This window comes from Heliomarina baculiformis (assembly GCF_019966545.1).
GTDB classification, from domain to species: domain Bacteria; phylum Pseudomonadota; class Alphaproteobacteria; order Rhodobacterales; family Rhodobacteraceae; genus Heliomarina; species Heliomarina baculiformis.
On the sequence record NZ_JAIMIC010000009.1, the window covers coordinates 37,034 to 53,782 of the forward strand.

A 16,749-nucleotide genomic window follows, 5' to 3' on the forward strand; every position below is an offset into this window, starting at 1 on the left:
GTGATCGACAATATCGCAGACAGAAAATACATGCTGGTTCTAGATGACCGGGTTTTCTACTTTGGCCTCCTTGGTCACAAGATGCAGGCCCGCAAACTAGGCGCGGTCTCCATTTATCTCGCTCCGGAAGGCCAGTTTCGGCTCAAGGAAGGTAATGGACAGTGGTCTCGGCATCAAATAGCCATCGTCGAGCCGTATCAGTCACACGAGGTGGTTTCGGATTGCGGCAAGATCATCAGCGTATTGATTGAACCTGAACGGCTGGAGAGGTCGGAACTCTCACGCCTGATTGCCGAATACCGCGATCCTGAATGTGTTGCGGGTCTGGTTGCGAGGCTACGTTCGGTTACGGCACAGCTTTCCGGGTCAAGACCGGATGGTGAGATGACGACCCGTGAATTCGATCGGATCGTGATCGGACGAGAGCTTGATACACGGAGAATCGATATGCGGGTCGTTTCGGTTTTGAATGAACTGGAACTGGAAGGTCTTGAGAGCCAATCGCTGGCCGCAGATCTCGCCGCCAAGATTGGGCTGTCGTCATCGCGCTTTCTTCATCTGTTTAAGGAACAAACCGGCGTGTCCTTTCGCAATTACCGGATGTGGCGGCGTGCCCGGACCTTTCTCTTGCATGCAAACAACAGCAGCAGCCTTACCGATGTGGCTCTGACCCTCGGATATCCAGACTCGAGCCATTTCAGCCACTCGATCCGCAAGACATTCGGGCTGCAGCCCAGGTCGATCCGGATCGGTTCGCAGAACCTCCGCGTGGACAGCAGCGCGCGAATGATGGCCTATTCCTGCGCCTGAAACCGCGGTCAAACCGTTAACGCCACCCGCTTCCAATCGGGTCGCGTTTCGTTTGGTCAGGTCAATTCCCCGGTCTCAACGTATCGACGCAAGTTTTGGAAAAAATCAGATGAGACAGTCCTGTCAGAGCATTTTGGGAGGACCACATGACATTTTTTCAGACTTTCGCCCCGGGAATTGCGATCTGTCTGACAGCCACTTCGCTGTCCGCCGATACGACACTGCGCTATTCCAACTGGCTGCCTGCAACACATCCCTTCATGTCCGAAGTAATTCAGCCCTGGATCGAAGATGTGGCCGAGGCGACAGAGGGCCGTGTCACCGTTGAAATCCTACCCAAGGTCGTTGGAACGGTTCCGACCCAGTTCGAAGTGGTGCGCGACGGGCTGGCCGACATGTCGCTTATTGTCGATGGCTATTCCGCAGGGCGCTTTAACTTGAATGGCATCGTCGAGCTACCTTTCCTTGGCAACGACGCCCGGGCGATCAGCATAGCCTATTGGCGCATATATAAGAAATATCTCGAGCAATTCGCCGAGTACGAGAATGCAATTCCCGTCGCGAAATCTTCGGTTGGGCCCATGGCGCTTGCAACCGGACCCGGACCCATCGACAGCATGGACAAGCTGAAGGGTCTCAAGCTGAGGGTACCGACGGCAACCGGTTCAAAGGTTGTCGTTTCGCTGGGCGGCGCGCCCGTCAACAAGCCGATCAGCGAGATGTATGAACTCATTTCCACCGGTGTGGTGGACGGGATGATATCATCGACCGAAACCATCAACAGCTTCAAGATCGCCGGATCCATCGGCAACCTCCTGACTGTTCCGGGTGGCCTCGGCAGTGCGGGTATATCCTTTGTGGTGAATGAGGACACGCTCTCTGAACTGTCCGAAGCCGATCAGGAAGCTTTCTGGAGCGTATCGGGCGAAGTTTTCTCGACCGGTATTGCCGAAGTCTATCATCAGCTTAACGCGCGGGGCCGGCAGGATGTGCTTGATGAAGGCGGCACGATCACACCGGCTTCCGAAGAAATGATTCAAGCACTCGAGGAAAATCTGGCGTCCATCGACCAGACGTGGATCGACAAGGCAACGGAAATGGGCCTCGAAGACGCGGCGGGCGTGCTTGCCGAATTCCGGGCGGAGATCGCCAAGGAGGAGGCGAAACTTGCCGGCGAGTAATGCCAAGCGGTTTAGTGCTGTCAGGCTAGTCATTTCACTGACCGATGGTCTGGCCGCACTGGCTCTTTTGAGTATGATGGGGATCGCGTTCTTTGATGTGGTCGGGCGCAGTTTTTTCCGATCCCCGATGGCGGGGGCGACGGAACTAACTGAACTGGCAGTTGCCATAACAATCGCCTGTGTCTTTCCCTCGCTTGCTTGGCGCGGCCTTCACGCGACGATCGATGTCCTTGACGTGTTCGTTCCCGAAAGGTTTCGGCCATGGCAGGTTGGTCTTTCAAACCTGCTTTGTGCTGTCAGCTTTGCCTTTGTCGCTTGGCGGGTATGGATCGAAGGCGACAAGACAGCTCGTTTCGACGGGCAGACGCCGCTTCTTGAAATCCCCATGGCACCCGTCCTCTACGGCGTCGCCGTTCTTTTCGGAATTTCGGCGCTGGCTTTCCTTTTCGCTATACTCAATCCTTGCAAGGTGACAGAGGCGTGACCGAAGCACTTATCGGCGTACTCGCCGCATTCATCCTTATCTTTGCGCGTGTCCCGTTGGCTGTGGCGCTTGGCCTTGTCGGGTTCATTGGTTTTGGTCTGCTGATCTCATGGAAGCCAGCATTTGCAATGGTAGCTCTGACTGCCAAGTCGAGCCTGTTGAACTATTATCTTTCGGTTATCCCTCTTTTCGTACTGATGGGTAATTTTCTGACCCGGGCAGGAATCTCTCGCGAGCTATACGCTGCCGCCTACGCCGTTATGGGTCATCTGCGGGGCGGGATTTCGCTGGCGACTGTCGTAGCCTGCGGGGGGTTCAGCGCCGTTTGCGGATCGTCGCTTGCGACCGCTGCCACGATGGCCAAGGTCGCGATGCCTTCCATGCGCGAATTCGGCTACGACGACCGCCTTGCGACCGGATCCATCGCTGCAGGCGGTACGCTCGGGATCCTTATTCCGCCAAGCGTTATCCTGATCCTTTACGGTGTAATCACCGAAACCAACATCGGCATGCTTTTCGCTGCTGGCATGATACCGGGTCTAATCGGTCTCATCGGATACATGTTCGCCGTGCGTTACGTAACCTGGCGCAATCCCGACATGGGACCTGCCGGGCCGAAAATGAGCTGGTCGGAACGGATCGCAGCGCTGCGTGGTGTCTGGGCCGTGCTTGCGCTTTTCGTGATCGTCATCGGTGGAATTTACGGCGGCTTTTTCACGCCGACCGAGGCGGCGGGTGTGGGGGCCGGCATCAGCTTTGTCTTTGCGCTGCTGCGTCGTTCGATGAATTTTCGTGCCTTTATCGAGGTGCTGGTCGATTCCGCCCGAACCAGCGGCATCATGTTCGGAGTGCTGATCGGTGCGACAATCTTCAGCGAATTCATCAACTACACCGGCATGCATACCAGCTTTCTTGAGTGGGTTACCGGTCAGGAGGTGAAACCCTGGATGGTGATCGCGGCAATCGTCGGCATTTATCTTGTCCTCGGTTGCGTCCTCGAAAGCCTGTCGATGATTCTTTTGACGGTTCCGATCTTCTTTCCGATCATCGTCGAACTTGGGTTCGACCCGGTGTGGTTTGGCATCGTCGTTGTCGTTTCGGTAGAAATCGGGCTGCTGACGCCTCCGATCGGCATAAATGTTTTTGTTTTGCGCTCGGTTCTGCCGGACGTGGCCACCACGACCATTTTCAGCGGCGTCACACCGTTCTGGATCGCTGATATACTGCGCATCGCGCTGATTGCTTCGATTCCCGCGATATCGCTCTTTCTGCCCAGGTTGCTCTTTTGAGGCTTCAGCTAAACGACGCAAGCCGCAGCCGGTATGAACTGTCAGAAAACAATGGAACTGATCGGGACGCCTGCGTCCATCGAACTTTCAAGCAATAATCCGGGTTAGACATGGCAAAGATTTTAAGCTCCATTTCCACCGACGCAGAGACCTTCGCGGCCAACCGTAAAGGTATGACCGATCTGCTCGACCAAATGGAAAACATAGAATCCCGCACCCGAAAGGCTTCGGAAAAATCGCGCGAGCGCTTCGAAAAACGGCACCAACTCTTGCCCCGTGACCGGGTCGCTCTTTTGCTCGATCCCGGTCGGCCGTTTATCGAATTGTCCAAGCTGGCGGGCTATGGGCTTGATCAGGAGGACACCGAAAAGTCGGTTCCCGGTGGCGGCGTGATCGCGGGGATTGGTTATGTCTCGGGCGTGCGCTGCATGATCAACGCTTCGGATTCCGGCATTGCCGCCGGGGCGCTGCAACCTATGGGTCTGGACAAGCAGCTTCGCATTCAGGAAATCGCTCTCGAGAACAAGTTGCCCTATGTCCAGCTAGTCGAAAGCGCCGGTGCAAATCTTATGGCGTATCGGGTCGAAGATTTCGTGCGGGGCGGTAACCTCTTCCGCAACATCGCCCGCTTTTCGGCGGCGGGGTTGCCTGTTGTCACGATCACCCATGGAAGTTCAACTGCGGGCGGTGCCTATCAAACCGGGCTTTCCGATTACATCATCATGGTGCGTGGACGTACCCGGGCTTTTCTGGCCGGTCCCCCGCTGCTCAAAGCCGCGACTGGCGAAATCGCCACAGAAGAAGAGCTTGGCGGCGCCGAGATGCATACCGGGATTTCGGGGCTGGGCGATTACATGGCAGAGGATGATCGTGAGGCCATCGGACTGGCGCGATCGATCCTGAAAAACATCGAATGGAATGCGGCATCGAAGGGAGAGAGATCATACGCCGAACCGGCCTATGACCGCGAAGACCTGCTAGGCCTGATGCCGATGGATCACCGCCAACCAGTCGATATGAAAGAGGTCATCGCGCGCCTTGTGGACGGGTCCGATTTTGTCGAATTCGGTGAGCGATATGGCGGCGCGACTGTTTGTGGCAATGCCAAAATTGCAGGCTGGCCGATAGGTATCATCACGAATAACGGACCCATCGACCCGAGTGGCGCAGCAAAAGCAACGCACTTCATTCAGGCCTGCTGTCAGGCCGGAACACCGATCCTTTACCTCAATAATACCACGGGGTTCCTCGTCGGTCGCAGTTACGAGGAAGCAGGGAGCATCAAGCATGGGTCCAAGATGATTCAGGCAGTGACGACTGCCACCGTTCCACAGTTCACTATTTACTGTGGCGCGTCTTTCGGGGCTGGAAACTACGGCATGTGCGGGCGCGGGTTTCATCCCCGGTTCTGTTTTTCCTGGCCCAACGCGAAGACGGCCGTCATGGGCGGCGAGCAGGCAGCCGGAACCATGGCCGTGGTGCAGGAAATGCGCGCCGAAAGGCTGGGCGAAGACGTCGACCACGAAAAGCTGGATGCGCTCAAGTCCAGGATCACCGAAAACTTCAACCGTCAGATGGATGCATTCTACACCTCTGCCCGGGTGCTGGACGACGGGGTGATCGATCCACGGGATACTCGTGATCTTATGATCGAGTTGATGCAGATCGCGCGTGAAGCCGACGATCGCAGGCCTAATGAAATCCAGTTCGCCGTGGCGCGCCCCTGATAACCGCGAGACGTATGATGACCAGACCCAAATCATTCCAGAAGCTGCTTGTCGCGAACCGGGGCGAGATAGCAGTCCGCATCATGAAAACCGCCCGGACCATGGGATATGGAACCGTCGCCATTTACTCGGAACCGGATGCCAAGGCAGAACATGTTCGCATCGCCGATGAGGCGGTATGTATTGGAATGGCCGCTCCGTCAGAGTCCTATCTGAAAATCGAGGCGATAATCGATGCCGCCCGCCAGACCGGTGCCGATGCGATACATCCTGGCTACGGCTTTCTTGCCGAGAATGATGCTCTGCCAATTGCATGCGAGCAGGCCGGTATCGTTTTTGTCGGGCCGGGCGCCGAAGCCATCCGCAACATGGGCGACAAGGCAGGCGCAAAAGCACTGATGGAACAGGCCGGCGTGCCCTGCGTGCCGGGCTATCAGGGTGAAGATCAGGACAGCGACAAGTTATTAAAAGAAGCCAAGCGCATCGGCTTTCCGGTCATGATCAAAGCGACGGCTGGCGGTGGCGGGCGCGGCATGCGGCTGGTTTCGACGGAACAGGAGTTTCTGGACCTTCTGCAGTCGGCAAAATCGGAAGCCAGGAACGCCTTTGGTAACGACATCGTCCTGTTGGAAAAGGCCATCCTGAACCCGCGCCACGTGGAAATTCAGGTTATGGCGGATCACCATGGCAACGCCATTCACTGTGGAGAAAGGGACTGTTCGGTGCAGCGCCGCCATCAGAAGGTGATCGAGGAAGCGCCGTCACCCGCTGTCGACCCTGAGCTTAGAGAGCGGATGGGTAAAGCATCGATCGATGCAGTTCGGGCGATTGGCTACGCGGGTGCGGGAACCTTTGAATATCTGCTCGACGGTGACGGCAACTTTTTTTTCATGGAAATGAACACACGGCTTCAGGTTGAACATCCTGTCACCGAGATGATCACCGGTCTTGATCTGGTGGAACTGCAATTGCGGGTTGCCGCCGGAGAGAAGCTGCCGATTGACCAGAGTGATGTTTTCTACAGTGGCCATGCAATCGAGGTTCGCCTTTGCGCCGAAGACCCCGCCGCTGGTTTCATGCCGCAAAGCGGTCGACTGGAACTATGGGAGCCGGCGTCATTCGTAAGGGTAGACCACGCGCTGCGCAGTGGTGCCGAAATACCGCCCTTTTACGATTCCATGATCGCTAAGCTCATCGCCCATGGCAGCTCTCGTGACAATGCGCGGCGAAAATTAGTCTCGGCACTGGATCACACTGTGGCGATCGGTCTTCGGACGAACAAGAACTTCCTTTCTGACTGTCTGTCCCACTCGGTTTTCGCGGAGGGTAGGGCAACTACGGCGTTCATCGCTGATCACGGCGACGATCTGATGGCAGTCGAAACAACCCGCGAAGCCCGTGCTGCGATGATTACCGCAGCTCTCATGCGTGCGGGTCCGGGCAATCGTTTGACCCACGGGTTTTATACACCGTTGCGTCTGGCCCGTGGAGAGCGCGCGTTTGCCCCCATCGTGCAAGCTTTCCGTAATGGGGCATGTCATGTGGAAATGTCGGGTGAGGAACCTCTTGAGCTTTGCGTGACCACGGTCGACGGCCCTAGAGTTACGCTCGAACTGAATGGGGCAACCAGTAAAGCACTGCTTTGGCAGGACGAAACCCGCGTTACAGTTCACTATCAGGGGCGCAGTTATGATTTTCTCGATCTCACTTTCCAGCCGACCGTTGCTGCCGAGGCCGCAGGTGGCGATGGCAAAGTTCGCGCATCGATGAATGGCAATATCGTCTCTGTTGATATCGCCGTCGGCGACACCGTTGAAAAGGGACAAAAGCTTGTCGTGGTAGAAGCGATGAAGATGGAACACACGCATGCCAGTACGCTTAGCGGAACGGTGACGGCAGTGAACGTTACGAAAGGTATGCAGGTCAGCACCCATGCCGTCCTGGTAGAGATCGACGCCGCATGACTAACGCCGTCGTTCTGTACAGCCGCGAGAACCATGCGTTTCGAATAACGCTCAATCGCCCGGAAAAGCGCAATGCGATCAATAATGACCTGATCGAAGGCATATCCGACGGCATCAAACAGGCCGAGGCCGACCCAGACGTCCGGTGCATCGTACTGACCGGCGCGGGCGATAAGGCCTTTTGCGCCGGGGGCGATCTTCAGCCCGGGGGTGGGTTCAATTTCAATTTTGCCGAGCCTTCTACCGCATATGGAAATCTGCTGCGCCAGGCTCAGAACTGCCCCTTGCCGATTCTCGCAGTCGTCAACGGGACTTGTGTGGCGGGTGGCATGGGTCTTGTTGCGATGGCTGATTTGGCCATTGCCGTAGATACGGCAAAATTTGGTTTACCAGAAGCCAAGATCGGTCTGTTCCCGATGCAGGTACTGGCGTTGATGAAGGCACTTGTCCCTGCACGGACGTTACGGGAATGGATGCTGACTGGGGAGTTGTTTTCTGCACAAGACGCGATGGAGGCGGGTCTGCTTAACCGTGTCGTCCCGACCGAGCAACTGGTTGAATGCGCGGACGGCATTGTTTCCAGCTTGGCCAAGACCTCGCCCTCTGCACTGCGTCGAGGGAAATATGCAATGCGCGTCGTGGACGCGATGAGCTTTGATCAGGCCATTGCTTTTGCGGAAGGTCAGCTGGGTCTGATGACCCTGACCCAAGACGCCAAGGAAGGGCTTGCCTCATTCAACGAGAAGCGATCCCCGAAATTCACCGGAAAGTAGTAATGATTGAAAAGCCTGCTGTCCTGCTAGAGATCGACGGCAATATCGCGACGATCACGCTCAATCGCCCCGAGCGCCGGAACGCGGTAAACGCCCTACTAGCCAAGGCATTGAACGAGGCAATCGAGAAATGTGAAGACGACTCTTCGGTCTCTGTAACCATCCTGACAGGCGCAGGTTCTTCCTTTTGCGCAGGTATGGATCTTGTTGCTTTTGGTAACGGTGAAGGTAAAGCGATACTTCACGGCTCGGGGCGATTTGCAGGGTTCGTCGGAGTGAAACGCCGCAAGCCTGTGATCGCAGCGGTTAATGGTCCGGCAATGGCAGGCGGTTTTGAAATCATGCTTGCCTGCGATCTGGCCGTTTCTGTGGATACCACAGTTTTTGGTCTGCCTGAGGCTCGGCGTGGATTGATCGCCGGGGCAGGGGGCGTGTTCCGGCTTGCTCGGCGGTTGCCGATCGCTGTGGTGAATGAAATGACCCTCACTGGTGATCCCATCACTGCGGCGCGCGCGCTCGAACTAGGTTTGGTCAACAGGGTGGTACCATCAGAGAGTCTTATGAAAACAGCCCGTGAACTAGCCGAAAAAATCGCAGCTTCCGCTCCGCTCTCGGTAAGCCTCAGCCTCGACCTTGCACGTACGGCCGCCAGTGGCAATGAAGAGGTACTGTGGCATCTCAACGATAAATACCTGGATCAAACCATCGGGTCAGAAGACGCGCAGGAAGGCGCGCGGGCCTTTCTGGAAAAACGGTCACCAATATGGCGCGGCGTCTAAGCTCAGAAATTCAAGGCGTTTAGCTGCCAAGATCATTCCGGAAAATGAGGCACAATGAATGCTGCGGTCTTAGCCACATAGGCGCGCGCAATCTGTTCCGCTTGCGCTCCATCCCCGGAAAGCACTGCTTCGGTTATCTTGCGATAGCCTTCTATGCGTTCTACCGAGGGTACGGACAGCCGATTTCGGATCAGGTGCACCTGCAAACGCGGCAGGATACGGTGAATTTCCTCATTGCCGCTGATTCTTACAAGCTGCCGGAAATACCTGTTCCGGCGACGGAGAAACTCGAAGCGACCTTCTTCGTCGCGATACTCTTCGATCGAACGGAAAAGCTCTTCGATGCTCTCGCGGGCTCCGGGTGCTTCGATCTTCTGGGCGGCCTGTCGGGCTGCAAGGCCCAGCACGACTTCGGTTATGGAAAAGAGGTTTGCGGCTTCTTCCCGGCTCAGCTTGCGTATCTGGGCACCGCGGAAGGCGGCAAGAACGACAATCCCGTCGGAACTCAGTTCCTTGAGAGCTTCCCGTACGGTGCTGCGGCCGACGTTGTAATGTGACATGAGGTCCGGTTCGACCAGACGCTGACCGGCCACATACCGGCCTTCGTAAAGTCCACGAACCACATCGCGAACAATATAGCTCGACGTACTCGAGCCCTTGTCTGTCTTTTCGATGCCTCCAGGCATCCGGATACCTCTCAAAGGGAATGGACAACATTCATAGAGCTTTGAACTCACTCACAGGTTCTTGGCAAGCCTCCAGGCGACTTTGGAAATAGGGCCTGCCTGAGCGCCGACATCTTTGGCACGTTCGTCCGCAGCGGTTCCTTCGACTGCACGCTTTGCGATACCCTGTAGAATGGAGGCAATTCGGAACATGCTGAGGACAAGATAGAATTTCCAGTTGTCCGGGGCCTTTAGCCCGACACGCTGGAGATACTTTTGCGCATATTCTGTTTCATCAGGAATGCCGGTTGCCGCGAAATCTGTTCCGGCCAAACCTCGGAACAAGTCAGGTGCAAAGCGCCACGTCATGAGATGATAGGCGAAATCCGCAATCGGATTCCCGATGGTCGATAATTCCCAGTCCAATACGGCAATGACACGCGGTTCTGACGGATGGATGAGAACGTTGTCGAGCCGATAATCGCCGTGCACGACACGGGCCGGATGTTCGTCTGGCAAATGCTCTGGCAGCCATTCGATCAGCCGCTCCATATTGTCATTTTCGCCGATGCGGGCTGCTTCGTACTGGCGGGTCCAACGAGATATCTGTCGTTTGAGGTAGTCTTCCTTGCGACCAAAATCTTCTAGACCGATCTCATCAGGATCGAGACGATGAATCCGGGCAATTGTTTCGTTCATGCTATCGAAGATTCCTGCCCGTTCGGACTTGGTCAGTTCAGGCAGGCGCGGATCCCAGAAAACACGTCCGGGGACGAAGTCCATTATATAGAACATACTGTCGATCACAGATTCATCGGTGCACAGCGCATGAACCTTTGGCACTGGAATTCCCGCTGTTTTCATTGCGGTTAAAACTTTGAACTCGCGGTCAACCGCGTGAGCGCTGCTCAGCACTGGCCCGGCGGGTTTTCGGCGCAGGACGTATTCGCCGTTTTCCGAGGACACACGGAATGTCGGGTTGGATTGCCCGCCTTCGAACTTGCTGAGGGCCGGAGTGCCGGAAAAACCTTCGACGTTTGCTTGCATCCAATTCGAGAGCGCATTTACGTCGGGCCACTGTGCCTTGTCCGCCGTCTGAGTTTGAGACACGGTTACTCTTCCTGCTCCTGTTGGCGGTGCCGCCGTTTCAGGCCATTTCGTCGGTGTATAGCTCAGAATATGCCATACGCAGTTCGACCTTGCGCAATTTGCCTGTCGCGGTTTTAGGCACCTCGTCCACGAAAACTATCTTCTTGGGCAATTGAAATCCACCAAGATGCTTTCCCAGTTCATCCATGATTGGCTGCGGGTCCTGGGGCGCACCGGGTTTTGCAACGACAAAGGCCGTGACCGCCTCGCCCCATCTCTCGTGGGGGATACCGACGGCAATTGCCTCAAGCACCCCGGAGCAGTTCAAAAGGTGCGATTCCACCTGCATGGAGGAGACATTCTCGCCGCCACTCTTGATCATATCCTTTGTACGGTCGAGGAATTCGAACTCGCCCCACTGGTTGATACGGCCAACGTCGCCGGTATGGTGCCAACCGAAACGCCGCGCCTCATCCGTCGCATCCTGGTTCTTGTAGTAGCCGAACATGACGTTAGGGCCCCGATGCACGAGTTCACCGATTTCGCCCGGTGGTAGCAGCTCTCCATCCTGTCCCATGATAGCCAGGTCACATATTACAGTTGGCTCGCCCCAGACATTGCCAAAGCGTTTCAACTGCATCTCGGGCCGCGACATAGTTGTGATAGGGTACATCTCTGTTTGGCCCGACGTCAGCATGAATGTCGGGCAGATCCGGTCGATCATGCGGCGCATCAGAGACTCGTACATCGGCGCCATAGTATGAAGCCCGAAGCGCAGCGATTTCAGTGAGCGCGTTTCCATATCGGGATGATCCAGCATCGCTGCATACATCATCGGCAAACCGACAACCACGCTCAGTTCTTCCTCTTCGATTGCTGCAAGTAAGGCTGCGGGTTCGAACCCCCGAAGCAAAACGCATTTCGCACCGACGAGCATGAACGACAAAAGCAGCACGTGCGCGCCACAATGAAACAGAGGGAGCTGGAGCGGAATGCCGTCTTCGCGCGTAAGACTCCATTCGACCGCATCAGCCATGATCGACATGTAGATGGACAAATGCGAATGCATCGCACCTTTCGGTTTCGAGGTCGTGCCGCTCGTGTATATGATTGCGGCAATGTCGTCGCGGTCGATCTCGACCTGCGGCTCGCTCTCGGGAAGGTCCGCGCAGAACGAAAAACCCTGCTCGGCAACCGTTACGGGGAACCCCAATTTCTTTGCAACAGCGCCAAGGTTCGGATGGTCGGCGAAAACAGGTTCGATAACCACGTGACCTACTTCGGCATGGGTGAGCGTAAATTCTACGTCTTCATCATCCAGCATCAGATTGATAGGGACCCAGACCAGCCCGGCACGATGGATCGCGAAAAGCGTCACGACCAACTCGATGGAGTTGCCGAACATCATGGCACAGCGGTCCCCGGGCTTGCAGCCGGCATTTATCAGGTAGTGTGCCATCCTGTTGGCTGCAGCATCCAGCTCGCCATAGGATATCCTGCGCTTGCCATCGACAAGAGCGATATTCCCGGGCATACGCCGCGCTGTACGGCGCAGAATGTCGCCGATCGCGATGCGGGAAATACAAGAGGGGGGCGGTGTGACGCCTCCATCGATATTGTAGCCTGCCATATGCTCCTCCCCTGTTGAACGCCGACATTGCGCTGAGCCTAACAGGCAGGACGGGCAAAACTTGTGGCAATAAGCTAGGCGTTCCCGTCGCCCGCGATCCCAATGTATTTCGTCAGAATGCGCAGCATGACCTCATCCGCGCCGCCTCCGATGGAGGTCAATCGCGTATCGCGGTAAATGCGGGAGATTTCACTTTCCTCGCTGTAACCCATACCGCCCCAGAATTGCAGGCAGCCGTCAGCCACTTCGCGGGCCAGTCGCCCCGCTTTTAGCTTGGCCATTGTCGCAAGCTTGGTAGCGTCTTCGCCATTCACGATCATCTCGACGGCGCGCCAGTTGAGCGCGTTTAGCGCTTCAACTTCGGATTGCATTTCTGCCAGTTTGAAATTGACCCACTGGTTCTCAATGATTGGTTTGCCAAATGCACGGCGTTCGCGCGTATATGCAATTGTGCAATCGATTGCGCGTTGCAACATAGCTGCATTGTTCAGCGCACCCCAGAGCCGTTCGATTTGGAACTGTTCCATCTGGTAGATGAAACCCATGTTTTCTTCGCCGATCCTGTTGGACTGGGGCACGCGCACATCGTCAAAATAGAGTTGCGCTGTGTCCGAGGCCCGCATCCCGATCTTTTCGATTTTTCTGGCGACTTCGATACCCGGCGTATTCATCGGCACCACGATCAGCGATTTGTTTCGATGGACCGGCCCATCGCCCGTGTTAGCCAGCAGGCAGCAGAAATCGGCCTGAGTGCCGTTCGTGATCCACATCTTGGTGCCATTGATGACGTAATCGCCGCCATCTTTCCGAGCTACTGTTTTGACCGAGGCTACGTCCGATCCGCTGCCCGGTTCAGAAACCCCGATACACCCGACCATCTCGCCGGCAATCGCTGGCCGTAGATATGCCTCGCGTAGTTCATCGCTGCCGTGTTTTTCAAGAGCCGGTGTGCACATGTCGGTCTGTACACCTATGCTCATGGCCACGCCGCCAGACTTGATGGCCCCCAATGCCTCAGCCAGAACAGCGGCATAGGAAAAGTCGAGTCCCAACCCGCCGAATTGCTCGGACTTTGAGACGCCGAGCATGCCAAGTTGTCCAAGTGTCCCCATAACCTCGCGCGCGGGATAGATGCCAGCGGCTTCCCACTCATCAACATAGGGATTCACTTTGTCTTCGATCCAACTCTGGACCGAGCGTCGCACGGCCTCGTGCTCATGGGTCAACTGCAAGAATAAACCTCCATCGTGGTGACGCAATTACGCATGTTCGTTTCTAATGCCTGTGCCTTCGCTTCAATCGTCGACGTACAAGTCCATCATGAGCTGCGTACATGCTGGGTCGTTAAGGTATTGGTCGAAACTCGTTTCGCCCCGCTCTCGAAGTATCTCTTCGTCCAGAAACGTCTGGCCTGTCATTTCTGCGGGGTCCGAAACCAAAATGGCATGTGCCGCTTCCGCCATGATCGCCGGAGTGCGCGAACGGGCGATGTACTCCGCTCCGACTTCGAATTCGACGGCCGCCGTGGCAATGGTCGTGCGCGGCCAAAGCGTGTTTACCCCGATCTGACGATCGCGAAACTCTTCAGCCATGCCAAGCGACAACAAAGTCATCGCGTATTTCGTCGTCATATACGGAATGTACGATCCCAGCCACTTTGGATTGAGGTTGATCGGGGGCGAGAGGCTTAGCACATGGGCATGATCGGATTTGGCGAGATAGGGCAGGGCTGCCTTTGTGACCGCCAGAACGGCCCTCGTGTTAATTTGGAAAACGAGATCGAAGCGTTTCATCTCGATCTTTTCCACGGGGTCGAGCCGGATGGCGCCAGCATTGTTCACCACGACATCTATTCCGCCGAACTGCTTTGCGGCGCGCTCCATTGCTGCCGCGATCATAGCGTCATCGCGTACATCAAGCTGGACCGGCAGGGCCTGTCCGCCCGCCGCCTCGACCTCCTCAGCTACGGAATGAATGGTCCCGGGCAATTTCGGATGTGGTTCTGCGGACTTGGCGGCAATGACAATGTTGGCTCCGTCACGCGCGGCGCGCAGGGCGATCTCTCGACCGATGCCTCGGCTCGCGCCGGTTATGAAAACAGTTCGGCCTCGCAGCTTTTCGGCCATATTCAGGTGCCCCCCGGGGGTTCGGGCCTCCGTCGCAACAGCCTGGCAAAGCAGGCATTATGCAGGCGGCAGACTCCATCGTTACCGCAGAGTTCTATCCGGCGGCGAAGGGGGTACTCTTGCGTTGAGATGCTGGAAGAAAATTACGTTACGGCAATGGCCTGCGTGCCGTTACCGCGATCGACCCAAGTATAACCACCGCGTGCAACAAGGTAGTTCGTGTGTGCCAGAACTTCGGTAAAGGCAAAGCTCATTTCATGAGGGCTTAGTTCTCGCGGAAACATGATCGGCACCAGATCCGCTGCGGATTTCGGTTCGTTCAAAACGGCATCTCGGATGATTTCGCAGCGCTCTTCATGGTGTGCGATCAGATCAGCGCAGCGGTGGTGCAGTCCGTAGAATGGCAATCTGTGTCCTGATAAAACCAAAACATCGTCTCGTACGTCTCGTTGGATCCGAGCGAGCGACTCGATGAAACTTCCGAGCGGATCGCCCGCGGGTTCAAAGGCCATAACGGAAACGTTCGGGCTGATTTTCTCAATGACTTGATCGGCGGCAAGCAGCAATCCATCCTCCGGCAGGTACAGCATAACCTGTTCGGGACAGTGGCCATCCCCGGTCAAAACCTTGAACCTCCGCGTGCCCAGTTCCAGAACGTCGCCATCCTGAATCCGGCGATAAGTAAACGGCGGCTTTGAAAGCATCCGCATATATTCCTGCCCCTGCGTGCTTACCAGCGCCGCAACTTCGGGTGTCATGCCGTGGCTTGCGTAGAACCGGCTATATGCGGTCGCAGCCAGAAGCTCTGGCGAGTTGTAGAAGTTCATAGCGGAAAGAAATGCGGTGCGGCTGGCGATCAGGGGAATTTCCAGCGTCGAGCAAAGCCAGCCTGCCAGACCGATGTGATCAGGATGGTGATGCGTCACCAGAAGGCCGCTGAACCTGAAGTCTTTCAACGGTCCATCGAACAAGGCACGCCACTGTGCCCGGCCGACTTTGTTGTCGATACCGGTATCAACTATGACCCAGCCGGTATCATCCTCGATAAAATAGACGTTCACATGATCCAGCCGGAAAGGTAGCGACAACCGCGCCCAGAGCAGACCTGGGCGAACAGTGACGACTTCACCCGGAGCCGGTGCGGTATCATAGGGGAAATCCAGCATGTCATTGTCCTTTTGTCAGCTATGCGAAAACCTCGGCGCGCATTTGTTCGCGAAGGCCGCAGTACTTTCGAACGCATCCGAGGAACCGGCGCAAGCCATTATTTACCTGTGCCAGAACTGAAGCTGCTCAGTCGAATTGAGCACGGCGGCGGTCGCTGATTGCGTGTTGGAGGAGAAGCTGAAGGAAACCTATCTAGCTTAAAGCGCTTGATTTTTGGTTCTTGGATAATAGGCAAAAAGCTGCAACAGCAATGATTGCGGTCGCCCCAATTAGCGCCCTCCACGTGGGGAAGCCCTCGGGATCGCCAAGTGAAGTATGTAATGGGAAAACCGCAAGCAAAGGCAATATTGGTGCAGTAAACGCTATGGGTGATGCCCCAGTCGCAAGATCCAGAAAATAGAGCGAAACAAAGCCGGTGACACCAATGCCGATAATCGCGAGGGCATCGTGCAAGCCGGGTGTTTCCCAAACAAAAGGCATTGCAGGCGCAAGCACTACGAAGGGAACCATCGCGGTATAAAAGAGATTGGTCGCAATTGGTTCGCTTTGCAGGGACCGTGTCATCGCCACATAGGTCGCAAACGAAGCTGCCATGATAATCGATCCTGTAACGGGCAGAATTTCCAGAGACGGAAAGCTTCCGATGACTGCGATAGCCGCCATCGAACTGATGCAGGCTAGGATAACCATCATCGGACGGGGCGGTTCGTGATTAATCAACCACGCAAAAACCAGCATAAGTGGCGGAGCGACCCAGAAGCCTGCCCATGCCTGCCCGCCAGATGCGCCGGCTAACATAGCCGCAACAAAGCCGAGCGGCATAGTCAACATTAATACCGAACGGGAAAGCTGATAGGCGGGTCGTCCTGTGCGCCAGAAAGTCTGTCTGTGAAACACCAACATCACAACAATGATATGAACGAGATAACGGCACCAGACGATTTGCAACAGGTTGATTGGCTGTCGAATTCGATGGCCAAAGACATTTTCGACGACAAACCAACCAACAGCAAACAGAAACATGAAAGTTATCGCTGACCGGTTGCTTTCGCTATGAGAGCGCAT

The 16,749-nt window shown here is 55.9% G+C and carries 15 protein-coding genes; 8 read left to right on the plus strand and 7 right to left on the minus strand.

What is annotated here, in order from left to right; translation table 11 throughout:
• From MF268_RS25435 to MF268_RS19845, 8 genes are all read left to right on the plus strand, one after another.
• The gene (locus tag MF268_RS25435) at nt 1–810 is read left to right on the plus strand and encodes a helix-turn-helix transcriptional regulator (RefSeq protein ID WP_238372596.1); all 810 of its coding nucleotides are present in this window, start codon (nt 1–3) and stop codon (nt 808–810) included.
• A 146-nt stretch (nt 811–956) separates the two neighbouring features.
• Nucleotides 957–1,991, plus strand: a complete 1,035-nt coding sequence (locus tag MF268_RS19815; protein ID WP_238372597.1) for a TRAP transporter substrate-binding protein — start codon at nt 957–959, stop codon at nt 1,989–1,991.
• Nucleotides 1,978–2,475 carry a TRAP transporter small permease gene (locus MF268_RS19820; RefSeq protein WP_238372598.1) on the plus strand — a complete coding sequence of 166 codons (498 nt, stop codon included), beginning with the start codon at nt 1,978–1,980 and terminating at the stop codon, nt 2,473–2,475. The genes MF268_RS19815 and MF268_RS19820 overlap by 14 nt, the downstream gene beginning before the upstream one ends.
• Nucleotides 2,472–3,764 carry a TRAP transporter large permease gene (locus MF268_RS19825; protein WP_238372599.1) on the plus strand — a complete coding sequence of 431 codons (1,293 nt, stop codon included), beginning with the start codon at nt 2,472–2,474 and terminating at the stop codon, nt 3,762–3,764. Before MF268_RS19820 ends, MF268_RS19825 begins: the two co-directional genes overlap by 4 nt.
• A 110-nt stretch (nt 3,765–3,874) precedes the next feature.
• The gene (locus MF268_RS19830) at nt 3,875–5,491 is read left to right on the plus strand and encodes an acyl-CoA carboxylase subunit beta (RefSeq protein WP_238372600.1); all 1,617 of its coding nucleotides are present in this window, start codon (nt 3,875–3,877) and stop codon (nt 5,489–5,491) included.
• A 17-nt stretch (nt 5,492–5,508) separates the two neighbouring features.
• Entirely contained in the window at nt 5,509–7,455 is a 1,947-nt protein-coding gene (locus tag MF268_RS19835; RefSeq protein ID WP_238372601.1) for an acetyl/propionyl/methylcrotonyl-CoA carboxylase subunit alpha, read from the plus strand.
• Nucleotides 7,452–8,228: an enoyl-CoA hydratase-related protein gene (locus tag MF268_RS19840; RefSeq protein WP_238372602.1), complete on the plus strand. Its 777-nt coding sequence runs from the start codon at nt 7,452–7,454 to the stop codon at nt 8,226–8,228. Before MF268_RS19835 ends, MF268_RS19840 begins: the two co-directional genes overlap by 4 nt.
• Before the next feature lie 2 nt (nt 8,229–8,230).
• Nucleotides 8,231–9,007, plus strand: a complete 777-nt coding sequence (locus MF268_RS19845; RefSeq protein ID WP_238372603.1) for an enoyl-CoA hydratase-related protein — start codon at nt 8,231–8,233, stop codon at nt 9,005–9,007.
• A gap of 32 nt (nt 9,008–9,039) precedes the next feature.
• On the opposite strand, the gene MF268_RS19850 is transcribed toward MF268_RS19845, so the two are convergent.
• From MF268_RS19850 to MF268_RS19880, 7 genes are all read right to left on the minus strand, one after another.
• On the minus strand, nt 9,040–9,693 hold the full coding sequence (locus tag MF268_RS19850) for a GntR family transcriptional regulator (protein WP_238372604.1): 654 nt from the start codon (nt 9,691–9,693) through the stop codon (nt 9,040–9,042).
• Between the two features lie 51 nt (nt 9,694–9,744).
• Nucleotides 9,745–10,719: a phosphotransferase gene (locus tag MF268_RS19855; RefSeq protein ID WP_273545114.1), complete on the minus strand. Its 975-nt coding sequence runs from the start codon at nt 10,717–10,719 to the stop codon at nt 9,745–9,747.
• A 100-nt stretch (nt 10,720–10,819) separates the two neighbouring features.
• The gene (locus MF268_RS19860; RefSeq protein ID WP_238372606.1) at nt 10,820–12,391 is read right to left on the minus strand and encodes a class I adenylate-forming enzyme family protein; all 1,572 of its coding nucleotides are present in this window, start codon (nt 12,389–12,391) and stop codon (nt 10,820–10,822) included.
• Between the two features lie 74 nt (nt 12,392–12,465).
• Entirely contained in the window at nt 12,466–13,623 is a 1,158-nt protein-coding gene (locus tag MF268_RS19865) for an acyl-CoA dehydrogenase family protein (protein WP_238372607.1), read from the minus strand.
• A gap of 63 nt (nt 13,624–13,686) precedes the next feature.
• Entirely contained in the window at nt 13,687–14,517 is an 831-nt protein-coding gene (locus tag MF268_RS19870) for an SDR family oxidoreductase (protein WP_238372608.1), read from the minus strand.
• A 143-nt stretch (nt 14,518–14,660) separates the two neighbouring features.
• Nucleotides 14,661–15,683, minus strand: coding sequence for an MBL fold metallo-hydrolase (locus tag MF268_RS19875; RefSeq protein WP_238372609.1), 1,023 nt, complete (start codon nt 15,681–15,683; stop codon nt 14,661–14,663).
• A 193-nt stretch (nt 15,684–15,876) separates the two neighbouring features.
• Nucleotides 15,877–16,707, minus strand: a complete 831-nt coding sequence (locus tag MF268_RS19880; protein WP_238372610.1) for a hypothetical protein — start codon at nt 16,705–16,707, stop codon at nt 15,877–15,879.
• Nucleotides 16,708–16,749 lie beyond the last annotated feature (42 nt).